Here is a 14,588-nt window from a genome sequence, read left to right on the forward strand (position 1 = left end):
ATGAAAAAAAAGCACAAGACAGATATTTATAAGAAAAAACGCTCTGATCAAAACCTATCAGAGGAAGTTTCGTCACTCTCCAATTCTTTTGAAACGAAGGAAACGATATATGGTAAACATGCTGTACATGCCTATTTAGAAACGGGAAAACAAGCCAATAAGTTGTTTGTTCAAATAGGGATTGCAGGAGAAATAATATCTAGTATAATTAAAATGGCTAAAATTAATGGAATTGTTTTCCAAGAAGTGCCAAAGTCGAAGCTGGATGAGATGGTTGAGGGTGAAAGTCATCAAGGTGTTGTTCTTACTATTCCTCCTTTTGATTATGCGGAGTTAGAAGATGCTCTTCAATTAGCTGCTTCAAGAGGAGAAGATCCATTTATTTTAATTCTAGATGGGATTGTTGATCCACATAACTTAGGCTCGATCCTTAGAACAGCTGATGCTACTGGGGTTCACGGTGTGATTATTCCAAAACGTCGCTCTGTTGGCTTAACGAATGTTGTTGCTAAGACTTCTACGGGAGCAATTGAATATGTTCCAGTGATTCGAGTGGGTAACATTAAGCAAGTGATGGATCAATTAAAAGAAAGAGGGATCTGGATCTTTGCGACGGATATGTCTGGTGAAGATATGCGTCAATGGGATTCCCACGGGCCAATTGCTTTGGTAATTGGCAATGAAGGTCAGGGAGTTTCTGAACTTGTAAAAAAATCGGCAGATGGAATCGTTACAATTCCTATGGTTGGTCATGTGCAAAGTCTCAATGCATCTGTTGCAAGTGCAGTCTTGATGTATGAAGTCGCACGCCACCGAATTGGAAAGTAGGGATTACATGCGGTATAAACGTCAGGAAATTCTATTTGTTGACGGTTATAACATGATTGGTGCATGGCCAGAGCTCACACAACTTAAGAATATGGATCAATTAGCTCAAGCACGTGATCAACTATTATTTGAGCTTTCAGAATATCGAAAGTATCGTGAACTTAAGATAATCGTTGTCTTTGATGCGCAATTTGTTCCAGGAATAACACAAATTTATGATCACTATCAAGTTGAAGTTGTCTTTACGCAAGAGGGAGAAACAGCGGATTCCTATATTGAGCGTGAAGTTGCTGAGTGGATTTCTCCACTTAATCGCGTTGTGGTTGCGACAAGTGATATGGCAGAACAATGGTTGATCTTTCAAAGAGGAGCCATGCGAATGTCTGCAAAAGAGCTTTTAATGCAACTACAATACGACAAACGACAAGTTCGGCAAACCGTAAAAGACCATTACTCACAGTTAATCAGACGGAGGAGCCCTTGGAAGCTTGACCAATTGAAGCTATTAGATGATCTAAGATTTCGCTTAGATGATCACAAGAATGAGTAATGGAGCGATGAAATGAACGAGTCTAGCCACCTGACGAATGAAATGTTGATTATGCGTTTAAAACAAAATATCGCTGATGAGTTTTCATTTATGTTATTAGTTGATCGTTTTATTCCCCTCTTAAAGAAGTTTGCTTATAAAATGCCAATTGATGGCTATGAGCCAGAAGACATTGTTCAAGAAGGAGTAATTCTCATGTATCGGGTTATTCAACACTATAATCCTGCTTATGGAGGTTATTTTGCTCCTTATTTTGAAAGATCCATGTACAATTATTTAGTGAACTTACTCCGTCGAAATGCTAAAGATGCTGAGACTATTCGCTTTGGTATGGATGCTGAGCGTGACCAGATCGAAATTGGTGATTCTATTAAACATCAAAGTTTGAGTTATGATTATAAAATAGCGACCGTGCCCGAATTACAAGTTATCGTTAATGAAGAAAAAGAGCGTTATTATGCTAGTTTAAGTCCTTTTGAGCGACAAATTATTTATTGTTATAGTCATTTATCGATGAAGCCTAAAGAAATTGCAGAATATTTAGGTATTGACCGAAATCGTGTAAAAAACGCCTTAAGGCGAGCTAAAGATAAGTTGAAAGCAATTATCGCTGAGTAAAAAATCTTAAAAATTAACAACCAAGAATTAGTTAACGCAACGACTAATTCTTGGTTTTTTTATATGGTGATCTATTAAGACCTAGTCTTTACTTAAGCTTACGCCTTATGCTATACTACTTTTTGTTCATATGAACACTATGATTCTTCGGTGGATTAAGCCACCCTTTGTCCTTTGGTCATAGTAATTACTAGAGCTTGCTCTATAAAGGAGATTAATTATGAATAAAAATTTTACTACCAATGATCTTACACGAATATCTTTAGTAGCCGCTTGCTATACAGTACTGACATTAATCTTATCCCCTCTTTCCTTCGGCTTAGGTGTTCGAATTAGTGAAGGTTTGAATTTTTTAGCGATTTACGATAAACGTTATATTATTGGTGTTACTTTAGGTGTATTTATTAGCAATCGTTTTTCTCCCTTTGGCGGATGGGATATGATTTTTGGCTCACTCACTAGCTTTATTTTTCTACATCTAGCTTGTTTTTTAATTGATAAAATTATTCCTTTATTGCCTTACGATAAATTTAAGAGGCTAAATCCTTTATTAGTAAAATATCTGATTATAGGTTTGATGATGACAATATCTATGGTTAATATTGCTTTATTAGCTGTCTTTTTGGGCTCTCCTAAGGAATCTTTTATCGTACTTTTATTGAGCATGATGATGAGTGAAATCTTGTCGTTAATATTAGGCGGATGGATTATTTACTGGGTTAGTAAATATATTAATTTGACAAATTAATTTCCCTAAAATTACATAATTATATATTGTATGGATAATTCGTTTTTTAGAATGTAACTAGAGATGCTATTCTAAGCGCTAAAATGGATAATATCTAATTTACAATTTGGATAGAGAATGATAAAATGATGACAGTTAAATAAACGTAAAGTAAAGGGGAGCCTTGAGCTGAGAGTGGATTCGTTCCTGACCCTAGAACCTGATCACGGTTAAACGTGCGTAGGAATTACTTTGAAATAGGGCTTTTATGCCTTTTTCTCTTTACTTTGCAAAAAAATAGTAAGGAGTTTTTTTATGGGAAAAAATAAAAATGTATTACTTTTAGTGGAAGCGGCTATCTTCGCTGCGGTTGCGGTTGTTTTGTCACTATTACCAACTAATTTTGGGTCTTCATTAACTATTTCTCTAGGTATGGTGCCACTCACTATTTTGTCTTTAAAAAGAGGCGTTAAATGGGGTATTTTCTGTGGATTCTTATGGGGTTTATTACATTTTCCTTTAGGAAATGTATATTTTCTAGGAGTTTCACAGGTATTTATCGAGTATGTTATTGCTTTTGCTTTTGCTGGCTTTGCAGGATTAATGTCTGAACGATTCTATCATTCCACTAATAAAGTTTGGCCATTAATATCCGCAGTCTTTATTGGAACATTTGCGCGTTTCTTTTGGCACTTTATCGCAGGCTACATCTATTGGGGATCATATGCGCCGGAGGGATGGTCACCCCTATACTTCTCATTTGTGATGAATGGTGCCAGCGCCCTAATGACAGCTATTGTATCGGCAATTATTCTCTTTCTTATATATCAAACGGCTCCTCGCTTATTTCAACGAAAAAATAGCTAGAAATTAGACATATGAATAAATTGAAAAGTAGTGGTGAATGGGCCACTACTTTTTTGTGTAAAATTATCTAAGTAAAAAACAGAACATTCACAAATAAATATACAAACAAATCTTTATACATATGGTTTCCATATATTTTTTCACAAACTATAAAAAATATAAAACTATGTGAAATATCTAAAGAGTGTGTTATAATGCTTTTATGACTTGTGGCAGAAAGGTGGTGATTGTTTGTGATCGAATTAATGAATGTCGCGAAACATTATTATCTGAACAATGAACAGATTAAAGCTGTTCGTGGAGTGTCTTTAAGTATTCAGCAAAATGAGATTTTTGGCTTGGTGGGTGAGAGTGGCGCCGGTAAATCAACTCTTTTAAGGTTTATCAATCTTTTAGAAGAGCCAGATGAAGGGCGGATTATGATTGAGGGTCAGGACTTGTTAAGCCTTAGTCCATCTGAGCTTCGGCAGCATCGTAAATCGGTAGGAATGATTTTTCAACATTTTAACTTACTGAATAACAAAACTGTTGCAGAAAATATTACTTTACCGCTCAAACTGTTTAATTATTCTGACACTTTAACTCTCGATTCTGTTCTAGACTTTGTAGGATTAGCTGATAAAAAAAATCAATATCCGAGTCAGCTTTCTGGTGGACAGAAACAAAGGGTGGGTATTGCGAGAGCCTTAATAACTAAACCAAAAATTTTGCTTTGTGATGAACCAACTTCCGCATTGGATGTTATGCGCAGTAATGAAATTGTTCAGATTTTAAAAGAGGCGCATCAACAATTCGACATGACAATTATAGTTGTGACTCATGAGTTAGAATTTCTAAGTCAGCTTTGTGACAGAGTAGGGATTATGGAGAAAGGACAATTAATTGATGTTCTTGATAATCAGACCTCTCGAAATAAAGTTAAAGAGGGAAGTTATTATGATAAAGTAAAGGCGGTACTGACATAAGATGCGGGAAGAAATAATCATGCGTATTATTGAATATTGGCCAAAGTTATGGGAAAGTCTTCAAGAAACAAGTATTATGCTCTTCTTTGCCTCTGCAGCAGCTATTTTATTAGGTCTTCCTTTAGGAACGTTATTATTTTTAACCAGTCCAGGGCAACGGATGAATAAAGGCAAAAGTAATCGTTTTTTAAATAATGCCTTAAATTTGTTTGTAAATATCGTTCGTTCTTTTCCCTTTTTGTTATTAGTTGTCGCAATGCAACCCTTTATTCGATTGATTTATGGGCGAGCAACGGGGGACCCGATCGCAGCGTCATTTCCTATGATGTTAATTGCAATCGCTCTATATGCACGCTTTGTGGAACAGTCGTTGCATGACATTCCTAAAGGTGTTGTCGAATTAGCTGATTCTTTGGGAGCCAATACTTGGGAATTAGTCACTCAATTTTTATTTGTCGAGGCGCGGTCATCCTTGATAATAGGTTTTACTACTGCTTTTGTATCTTTTCTATCTTACTCAACGATTATGGGTGTAGTTGGTGGTGGCGGGATAGGAGATTATGCTATTCGCTACGGTTATCAAAGGTATGAAACGGATATTATGTATTTTGCAATTATCTTGATAATAATTATTGTTCAAGTTTTGCAATGGTTTGGTTTGAAAATTGCGCGTAGCTTAGATAAGAGATAATAGGAGGAATTAAATGTTTAACAAAAATATGTTTAAGAGTTTTGTAGCTTTTGTAGCAGTATCCTTAGGATTTAATAGCTTAATGTTGGTGTCTGCTCAAGAGGACAATGTATTAAAAATTGCTTCTCACTTACCACCTATGACAGATATTGTCGAAATTGCAGCAGATGTTATTGAAGAACCTTATTCCATAGAATTGGTTGAAGTATCTGACAATATTCAGTATAACGAAGCAGTCTTCAACGATGAAGTTTTCGGAAGTTTTGCCCAACATCGCCCATTTATGGAGATGTTTAATGATGAGCGCGAAGCGGATTTAGTCGCTATTCAACCGGTTTATAATGCAGTTGTTGGATTCTATTCACCAGTATACAAGACGATGGACGATATTGAAGAAGGTGCAGAAGTTGCCATCCCTTCTGATCCAGCCAATGAAGCGCGTGCTTTATTTATTCTTGAACAGCATGATTTAATTACTCTAGATGATGAAGTTGGTCTGCTTCCAACAGTGGATGATATAACAGAGAACCCTTATAATTTTAAATTTTCTCACGTAGATCTATTGAATTTAACAGGTGCTTATGAAGATGGTGTTGAATTAGTGTTCAATTATCCAACTTATATTGCTTCAATCGATTTAAAACCAGAAGATGCCTTATTCCTGGAAAAAGATGAAACAGATACTTTTGCGATTGTTCTTTCTGTCCGTGAAGGAAATAAAGAGAGTGAAGCTGCTAAGGCCTTACAAAAAGCTTTTTCATCTCCTGAAGTGCGAGAGTTTGTTGATAAATTAGCTGCTGAAGGACATTTAAAACCAGCTTTTGATTCAAAAAAAGATAAAGAAGAAGATCAAGCCTCTAGTGATCAAGGGGTTGAAGAGGAATCCTCAGAAGAGGCAAGCAAATAAACTTTTTACAAGCTGGCATTTTGCCAGCTTTTTTTATTGCAAAGCATCTGAACTAATGAATACGTTTACTTGCTGTTTATTAGAAATTTCTCTTGAAACGCTCATCGAATTCTAATAGAATAAAACTACTTTATTTTCTGGAGGGATTATTCATGAAGAAAAAAGATCTATTAGCTATTGGCTTTATGTTATTTGCTATGTTTTTTGGAGCAGGTAACTTAATCTTTCCAGTTGCTCTTGGACACCAAGCGGGTAAAAGTTTATTACCGGCCATAATTGGTTTTATCATTACAGGTGTTGGTTTGCCCTTATTATCCATGATCGTTGGTTCGAGTCTAAAAGGGGGTTATTTTCAAGCTTTAAAGAAAATTAACCCTGCTTTTGCGACTATTTTATTAACGAGTAATTATTTAATTATAGGCCCTTTGTTTGCCATACCAAGAACAGCAACAACGACTTATGAAATGTCAGTTCTTCCCTATATCACCAACGGTAATGGGTTTGCTCTATCTTTATTTACTTTAGTTTTCTTTGCCCTTGTTTTATGGATTTCTTTGAATAAACAGTCAATTGTTGATTCAATTGGTAGATGGCTGACACCTATCCTATTGCTTTCTTTGGTTATTTTTTTAGTAAGGTCTTATTTTCTTTACCGGACAAATACACCTCCTAAGGCTTTGATGATAGAATATCAATCCCATCCTTTGGCTGAAGGGTTTATTAAGGGTTACCTTACCATGGATACGCTAGCAACTTTGGCATTCTCAATCGTAGTAAAAAGTGCATTTGAAGCAAAAGGTATTTCGGATCAAAAGACCTTATGGAAAGAAGGAAGTAAAGCATCTCTAATTGCTGCAGGCTTATTAGGCGTCTTTTATTTTGGCCTCGCCTGGGTAGGCAATCATATCGCTTTAGTAGAAAGTCTCCCTCAAGGACAAAATCTAGGAACGTTTTTACTTCAAACTATTGCACATAATGCAATGGGGCAATCGGGTGTTGCTCTATTAGCTATAATAGTTTTCTTAGCCTGTCTGACAACTGCTTGTGGTTTAGTTACAGCAATCAGCCAATTTTTTCACGATTTATATCCGAAAATTTCTTATCGAAACCATGTTTATTTAATGACAACCGTCTCTTGGTTAATTGCCAATCAAGGGTTGGATCGAATAATAGCGACCAGTGGTCCAATTCTAAATATCATTTATCCCGTGACAATGTCTTTGATTTTTCTTCTCATCTTACACAGAATTCAACCACTTAATAAAATACAGTTTTTAGTACCCCTCCTATTCGTTTTGTTGGTTAGTTTACTGTCGGTGTTAGTTACTAACCATGTTATTGAATGGGGTTTAATTCAGCAGCTACCATTGATAAAAACAGGCTTTAGTTGGATACCAGTATTAATAGTTGCTACCGTAATGAGTTTATTACTGATGAATCGGTCACAAAAGTTAGATTTTAATGTCTAAAAGAGGATAGTATTGAAAAATAAAAATTTGTGTTAAATTTTCATTTTTAACTTTAAATAAATTGATAAAAAACGACTGGGGGACTTTCCCAGTTATTTTTTTGTTTAAATTTTTAGATAAAAATACACAAACTTGATTCATTTAAATTATTAAAAATTGAACAAATTAGATATTGTTAGATTGTGATAAAACTTTAAGAAAACATAATACACAGGCATAAAGTTTGATCAATTAAAAAAAATAAAAGACCATTTAAACACTAGTTCACAAACTAAATAAAATATTGTGTAAAAATTAATGGATAATTAAAAAAATATAGGGTTTTAAATTTTTTTATATTAATAGAAGTTTATAAAAATAACCATTTATTTTTTTGAAAAATGTGCTATTTATCAACAAAGAAAGCGTTGACAAATTTTAGAGTGAAAGGTAGACTAAAAATGTGAATCCGTTTGCAGCGGTCCAAGCATTTATGGAAGGAGGATAATTTTTTTCACTGATTGTTTTCTAAAGAATGTGAAGAATGTCACTTTATCGCAGATTTTATATCAAATAAATAAAGGAGCCATTATTATGAAAAGAAAATTAGGATTATTCGCACTATTATTAATGGGTGTATTTTTATTAGTGGGTTGTTCTGGAGGTGGATCTGGTGAAACCTTAACGGTTGCTGTTTCAGGAGATGCTATTTCTCTCGACCCTATAGCAACGAATGATAACCAGTCAAGTCATGTTATGACACAAATTTATGAAGGATTAGTAAAAATAAATGATGAAGGTAAACCAGAACCTAGCTTGGCCGAAAGTTTTGATCAACCCGATGAAAAGACATATGTCTTTAAATTAAAAAAAGGTGTTAAATTCCATAATGGAGAAGAATTGAAGGCGTCTGACGTTGTGTTTTCTTTAAAACGTGCGATTGAAGCACCAAACGTGAAGCACTTATTCGAAACAATTGATATTGACTCTGTAAAAGCTACTGATGACTATACAGTTGAATTCAAACAAACTGAACCGTTTTCAGGTATATTGGCTGCTTTATGTCACCCTGGTGCTTATATCGTAAATGAAAAAGCGGTAAACGAAGCTGGCAATGATTATGCACGTAATCCTGTAGGAACTAACGCTGTGAAATTTGTTAAATGGACCAAGGCTGACTCCGTTGAAATGGAACGTTTTGATGATTATCATGGTGAAAAAACGGAATACAAGAATTTAATTTTCCGTGTAATTCCTGAACCAAGTAACCGCGTTATCGAGTTAGAATCTGGGGGGGTAGATATTGCTTACGATATCTCAGCAATTGATCTCGAGAAGATTGAAAACAATGATAAATTACAATTATTAAAATCTTTTGACTATGGTACAACATACCTAGGTTTCAACATTGCTAAAGAACCGTTCAATGATCCAAAGGTTCGTGAAGCGATTTCTTATGCAATTGACATTGATTCGATCGTTAAAGCTGTATTTAAAGGATTGGGTCAAACTGCAACCGGTGTAATGTCACCAAAATTAGCTTATTCAATTTCTGATGAATATCAACCTCGTGCTCGTGACGTAGAAAAAGCTAAAGAATTATTAAAAGAAGCAGGCTTCCCTGATGGTTTTTCTACTTCAATTTCTACTAATGAGAATAAAGACCGTATTGATATGGCTACTGCAATGAAAGAACAATTATCAGAAGTTGGTATTGATGTTTCAATTAACGTATTAGAGTGGTCAGCTTTTAACGAGCTCATTAAGAACGGCAAGCACGATATGTTCGAAATTGCTTGGACTGCCGATTCTCCAGACCCAGATACTTTCTTATATCCATGCTTCCATTCCTCAGCTAAAGGTGAAGGTGGAAACTACATTTACTTAGAAGATGATGAATTAGATAAGATGTTAGAAGACGCTCGTTTCTCTCAAGACGATGCTGAACGTGCTGACCTTTATCGTCAAGCTCAAGAACATCTAATGGATATCACAGCTTGGATTCCAGAGCACAATAAAGAATTAACAGTGGGTGCTCAAAAGGATGTTAAAAATATTAAACTTTCTCCATTTGGATGGTATCAATTAGCTCCAGTTACTAAAGGAGAAAAATAGACTATTGTATTCTGGAGGAGATGGAAACATCTCCTCTATCTAAAGAAGAGGGTGCGTTAAAACATGCTAAAATATATATTAAAAAGGCTACTGTATTTGATTCCTGTTATTTTAGGCGTCTCTTTTATTGTATTTGCTTTGCTATACATTACGCCAGGAGATCCAGCACGTAATGCTTTAGGTCCTTCTGCTTCAGAAGCAGCTGTTAAAGCCTTAAGATTAGAAATGGGCTTAGAGGATCCCTTTCTTGTGCAATTTGGTCGCTATATTAAGAATGTGTTTACTAAATTAGATTTAGGAACTTCTTATATTACAAAATCTTCAGTTGCTGCTGAAATTTTTAATCGAGCAGGCTCTACAATTAAACTAGCTTTTCTATCAATAACTTTCGCTGTATTACTAGGGATACCAATTGGAATTATTTGTGCGATTAAACAGTATTCAATTTTTGATAACATCGCTATGATTTTTGCTTTAATTGGAATTTCGATGCCAGTTTTCTGGTTAGGACTTTTACTTATTATGTTATTCTCTGTTAGACTAGGCTGGTTCCCATCATCAGGTTTTTCTATGCCATCTCAAATGGTTCTTCCTGCTGTTGCCTTGGGATCCCAGTCTGTTTCGGTAATAACGCGGATGACTCGTTCATCGATGCTCGAAGTTATTCGACAAGACTATATTCAAACAGCAAAAGCCAAGGGTCAGCGACAAAATGTTGTCGTTTGGAAGCATGCGCTTGGAAACGCCTTGATTCCAATCATTACAATTGTCGGTACTCAGTTTGGTCAGCTTATGGGGGGAGCCTTAATGACAGAGGTAATCTTCTCAATTCCTGGTATTGGTCGTTTGATGGTTGACTCCATCAAGATGCGTGATATGCCGATGGTTCTGGGATGTGTTCTCTTTGTGGCGGTAACCTTTAGTATCGTTAACTTAATAGTTGATATTTTATATACCTATGTTGACCCACGAATTAAGACAAAATATGTGTAGGGGGAATCAACATGGAAAATCCTAAATTAAATTCAGAAAAAGAAGAAATAGTAGAATTAGATCGTGATCAATTAGACAGAGGAATAGAAGAAGAACTTCCTCAAGTTAAAGATCGTGTGAGACAGGAAAAAGAGCACCAACGTGGTCGCTTCCGTGGTTTACAGGATATATGGATCCGTATGAAGCGGAATAAATTAGCAATGGTTGGATTATTTATAATCGTGATGTTAGTTATAGTCGCTATTTTTGCTGACCAAATTGCTCCTTATGGTTTTGCTGAACAAAACCTACAAAATCAGTTTGCACCACCAAGTTCAGAACATCTATTTGGAACAGATGATTTGGGTCGTGATATTTTTTCTAGGGTTATTTATGGGTCAAGAATTTCCCTAAAAGTTGGTTTTATTTCGGTATCGATTTCACTGATTATTGGTGTAGCGATTGGAGCAGTGACAGGCTATTATGGTGGTCGAGTAGATAATATGCTTATGCGTTTTATTGATATTTTACAATCGATACCAGATATTCTATTAGCTATTGCAATTATGGCAGCCTTAGGACCTGGGCTTGCAAACCTTATGATTGCTGTGGGGATTGCGGCTATTCCAGGTTATGCAAGACTCGTTCGCTCATCTGTACTTTCGATTCGTGATATGGAGTTTGTTGAGGCTGCAAAAGCCAACGGATCGAGTGATTTTAGAATTATTGTAAAACATATTATTCCAAACTGTATGGCGCCAATCATTGTTCAAGCAACTCTAGGAGTGGCTTACGCAATTATTAACGCTGCTGGTTTAAGTTTTATTGGTTTAGGTTTGGAGCCACCAACACCAGAGTGGGGAGCTATGTTATCAGGTGGACGTTCTTATATTAGAGATGCTGTACATATGACCCTATTCCCAGGACTGGCTATAGTTACAACGATTTTTGCATTAAATGTCTTAGGTGATGGTCTGCGTGATGCACTCGATCCTAAGCTGAAACGCTAGGGGGCAAGATTATGGTTGATTTATTAGATTTAAGAAATGTTAGTGTGCAATATGAGACAGATTCGGGGACTGTTTATGCAGTCAATGATCTGAATCTATCAATTGGTAAGAAAGAAACCTTAGGATTAGTTGGAGAAACCGGTGCCGGTAAAACAACTACTGCCTTGGCCATTATGCAATTGATCCAAGATCCTCCAGGTAAAATTACTTCAGGTGAAATTTTACTCGAAGGTCAAGATTTGATGAATGTTAAAGAAAAGGATATGTTTAACATTCGTGGAAACAAGATTTCTATGATTTTCCAAGATCCGATGACTTCATTAAACCCGATCATGACAGTTGGGGATCAAATTAAAGAAGTAATTGAACTTCACCAGGATCTTTCGAAAGAAGAAACAATTGCTAAAGCAGAAGAAATGTTAGAGTTAGTTGGTATTCAAAAAGAAAGACTGAATGACTATCCCCACCAATTTTCCGGGGGTATGAAACAAAGAGTTGTCATTGCGATGGCTCTGGCATGTAATCCCGAGTTGATTATTGCCGATGAACCGACCACAGCATTGGACGTGACGATACAAGCACAAGTGCTAGAATTAATGAAAGAATTAAAAGACAAGTATGATACGTCGATGATTCTCATTACCCATGATTTGGGAGTTGTGGCTGAAATTTGTGATTATGTTTCTGTAATATACGCGGGAACGATCGTTGAACATGCTTCTGTAGAAGACTTGTATAATGAACCTCTTCACCCGTATACGCGAGGGTTGTTTGACTCTATTCCGAGTGCTGATGAAGATGTCGATAAATTGAAAGTCATTCCTGGAACAACACCGGACCCTTCTGATTTGCCGACGGGATGTCGTTTCCATCCAAGATGCAAACATTGTATGGAAATTTGTAAATATAAATTTCCTGAGTTTCGTGAAGCACGGCCAGGTCATTATGTAGCGTGTCATTTATACAATGAGGAAGGGGTGGAGAACCTTGACCAACAATAATCAAGAAGCACTCATCAGTGTGCGTAATCTTAAGAAATATTTTCCCACTAAAGCTGGCGATTTAAAAGCGGTCGATAATATTAGCTTTGATATTAAAAAAGGTGAGACCTTAGGTCTAGTAGGTGAGTCTGGCTGCGGTAAATCGACTGCTGGGCGTGCAATTATTCGTTTACATGAACCGACTGCAGGTGAGATATACTTAGAAGGCAAGAATATAATGGAATACAAGGGTTTAAAAGAGATGCGTTTGATGCGACAAGAAATGCAAATCGTTTTCCAAGATCCTTATTCTTCGCTTAACCCAAGAATGACAACTTTTGATCTTATTGCTGAACCATTACGTGTCAATAAGTTAACAAACAACCAGGCTGAGTTAGAGAAAAAAGTGTATAAAATGATGGAGACGGTAGGTCTAGCTAGACGGTTAGCTGGTTCATTCCCACATGAATTAGATGGCGGACGGCGTCAAAGAATTGGTATTGCTAGGGCACTTATTCTTCAACCGAAGTTCTTAGTCTTAGACGAACCTGTATCTGCTCTTGATGTTTCTATTCAGGCTCAAATTTTAAACTTGATGGATCAGTTGCAGGATGAATTTGGCTTAACTTACTTATTTATTTCTCACGACTTATCAGTTGTTAGACATATTTCCGACCGAATTGCAGTAATGTATCTTGGTCAGATCGTGGAATTAGGTACTTATGATCGTATCTTTGAAAATCCATTGCATCCTTATACGAGAGCCCTACTTTCTGCTATTCCAATCCCTAAAGTTGGTGTTAAACGAGAGCGGATTTTCTTAGAAGGAGACGTGCCTAGTCCGGTGAACCCTCCGGAAGGTTGCCGCTTTGCCGGTAGATGTAAGTACTGTATGGAAATTTGTAAAACGACTCCAGTTGAATTGAGAGAAATAGAACCAGGACATTTCGTGGCGTGTCATTTATACAATGATATTAAATTTGCACAGTCGGTAGAATTTCCTGAAGAACAAATGAAATTGATTTAAATTAATATCCCTTCTAAAACACCTCTGTACTAGGTAGTTAGAAGGGATTTTTTTAATGATTTTATTTCATTAAGCAATAGTTGATTTGTTTCTTTAGGAAATCACCGTTCATATAAGCGTAGTTAAAAGCCTTATCCTCATAAAAGCCTTCTAAATCAGAGGATTTATGCGAAGGGGATGTTTGAGCAAATCAATGCATAGGTTATTCGTTATTATTGAAGATAATAAATTTTTATTCTTGACAAGCTCACTTGGCAAATATATAATTAATGAAAAGTAAGCTTGGCAAGGGAGAATGGAATTGGAAAAAGATAATTTTTTAAAGATAGCTCAAAAGGAAAAAAATGATGAGAGAGAGATTTTTATTAATGATAAATCGAGCGTTTGGATTTCGAGGGCATTAATTGGTATCGCTGCATTTATTTCCGCTATTAAAGAATCGCAGAATCTACCTTTTTTGGATATTCTTGCCATGCTATGTCTTTCAATTGGCGTAGGAGAATTATATAAATACTTTGCAAGGAAAGAAATAAAATATTTATTTTTGTTTATCCTATTGTTTACAGTGGGATTAGTTGCAATAGTGTTTTTTTTAAAGGATCTTTATTATGGATGAAAAGTTAAAACTAAAGAATAATCTAAAAGGTTTACGAAAAGAGTTAAAACTAACTCAAGAAGAATTGGCAAAAATGGTTGGAGTATCTCGAAATACTATTTCCTCAATAGAAACAGGTCAGTATAATCCAACTGCAAAATTAGCCTATTTACTATGTTTAGCACTCGATAAGAAATTTGAAGAAATTTTTTATCTATCTACTGGAGATAATTAATTTATATTTTTTCGAACAGTCTTAATATTTATATACTATTTCAACTTTTATAA

The 14,588-nt window shown here is 35.7% G+C and carries 16 protein-coding genes and 1 riboswitch; all 16 genes read left to right on the top strand.

Annotated features, from left to right (window positions below; genetic code table 11):
• The gene (gene rlmB, locus HF969_RS05375) at nt 1-828 is read left to right on the top strand and encodes a 23S rRNA (guanosine(2251)-2'-O)-methyltransferase RlmB (protein ID WP_090289846.1); all 828 of its coding nucleotides are present in this window, start codon (nt 1-3) and stop codon (nt 826-828) included.
• A 7-nt stretch (nt 829-835) separates the two neighbouring features.
• Nucleotides 836-1,378 carry an NYN domain-containing protein gene (locus tag HF969_RS05380; RefSeq protein ID WP_090289845.1) on the top strand — a complete coding sequence of 181 codons (543 nt, stop codon included), beginning with the start codon at nt 836-838 and terminating at the stop codon, nt 1,376-1,378.
• A 12-nt stretch (nt 1,379-1,390) separates the two neighbouring features.
• On the top strand, nt 1,391-1,996 hold the full coding sequence (locus HF969_RS05385) for a sigma-70 family RNA polymerase sigma factor (RefSeq protein ID WP_090289844.1): 606 nt from the start codon (nt 1,391-1,393) through the stop codon (nt 1,994-1,996).
• A 220-nt stretch (nt 1,997-2,216) separates the two neighbouring features.
• A complete protein-coding gene (locus HF969_RS05390; RefSeq protein WP_090289843.1) occupies nt 2,217-2,744 on the top strand; it encodes a QueT transporter family protein in 528 nt (175 codons plus the stop codon).
• A 144-nt stretch (nt 2,745-2,888) separates the two neighbouring features.
• Nucleotides 2,889-2,987, top strand: a riboswitch (TPP riboswitch).
• A gap of 51 nt (nt 2,988-3,038) precedes the next feature.
• Nucleotides 3,039-3,590, top strand: coding sequence for an energy-coupled thiamine transporter ThiT (gene thiT / locus HF969_RS05395; RefSeq protein ID WP_090289842.1), 552 nt, complete (start codon nt 3,039-3,041; stop codon nt 3,588-3,590).
• A 233-nt stretch (nt 3,591-3,823) separates the two neighbouring features.
• Complete coding sequence (locus tag HF969_RS05400) at nt 3,824-4,555, top strand: methionine ABC transporter ATP-binding protein (RefSeq protein WP_090289841.1); 732 nt, start codon at nt 3,824-3,826, stop codon at nt 4,553-4,555.
• Between the two features lies 1 nt (nt 4,556).
• The gene (locus HF969_RS05405; protein ID WP_090289840.1) at nt 4,557-5,246 is read left to right on the top strand and encodes a methionine ABC transporter permease; all 690 of its coding nucleotides are present in this window, start codon (nt 4,557-4,559) and stop codon (nt 5,244-5,246) included.
• A 13-nt stretch (nt 5,247-5,259) separates the two neighbouring features.
• Complete coding sequence (locus HF969_RS05410) at nt 5,260-6,153, top strand: MetQ/NlpA family ABC transporter substrate-binding protein (RefSeq protein ID WP_180363665.1); 894 nt, start codon at nt 5,260-5,262, stop codon at nt 6,151-6,153.
• Nucleotides 6,154-6,305: 152 nt separating this feature from the next.
• Complete coding sequence (gene brnQ, locus HF969_RS05415; RefSeq protein ID WP_090289839.1) at nt 6,306-7,622, top strand: branched-chain amino acid transport system II carrier protein; 1,317 nt, start codon at nt 6,306-6,308, stop codon at nt 7,620-7,622.
• Nucleotides 7,623-8,195: 573 nt separating this feature from the next.
• A complete protein-coding gene (locus HF969_RS05420; protein WP_090289917.1) occupies nt 8,196-9,716 on the top strand; it encodes an ABC transporter substrate-binding protein in 1,521 nt (506 codons plus the stop codon).
• A gap of 63 nt (nt 9,717-9,779) precedes the next feature.
• The gene (locus tag HF969_RS05425; RefSeq protein WP_090289838.1) at nt 9,780-10,709 is read left to right on the top strand and encodes an ABC transporter permease; all 930 of its coding nucleotides are present in this window, start codon (nt 9,780-9,782) and stop codon (nt 10,707-10,709) included.
• An 11-nt stretch (nt 10,710-10,720) separates the two neighbouring features.
• The gene (gene nikC / locus HF969_RS05430; RefSeq protein ID WP_090289837.1) at nt 10,721-11,698 is read left to right on the top strand and encodes a nickel transporter permease; all 978 of its coding nucleotides are present in this window, start codon (nt 10,721-10,723) and stop codon (nt 11,696-11,698) included.
• An 11-nt stretch (nt 11,699-11,709) separates the two neighbouring features.
• Nucleotides 11,710-12,699, top strand: a complete 990-nt coding sequence (locus tag HF969_RS05435; protein ID WP_090289836.1) for an ABC transporter ATP-binding protein — start codon at nt 11,710-11,712, stop codon at nt 12,697-12,699.
• A complete protein-coding gene (locus HF969_RS05440) occupies nt 12,686-13,705 on the top strand; it encodes an ABC transporter ATP-binding protein (protein WP_245694832.1) in 1,020 nt (339 codons plus the stop codon). The genes HF969_RS05435 and HF969_RS05440 overlap by 14 nt, the downstream gene beginning before the upstream one ends.
• A gap of 301 nt (nt 13,706-14,006) precedes the next feature.
• On the top strand, nt 14,007-14,321 hold the full coding sequence (locus HF969_RS05445) for a DUF6442 family protein (RefSeq protein ID WP_090289834.1): 315 nt from the start codon (nt 14,007-14,009) through the stop codon (nt 14,319-14,321).
• A complete protein-coding gene (locus HF969_RS05450; RefSeq protein WP_090289833.1) occupies nt 14,314-14,535 on the top strand; it encodes a helix-turn-helix transcriptional regulator in 222 nt (73 codons plus the stop codon). The genes HF969_RS05445 and HF969_RS05450 overlap by 8 nt, the downstream gene beginning before the upstream one ends.
• Nucleotides 14,536-14,588 lie beyond the last annotated feature (53 nt).

This window comes from Facklamia miroungae, from assembly GCF_012396555.1.
In the GTDB taxonomy this organism is placed as follows: domain Bacteria; phylum Bacillota; class Bacilli; order Lactobacillales; family Aerococcaceae; genus Facklamia; species Facklamia miroungae.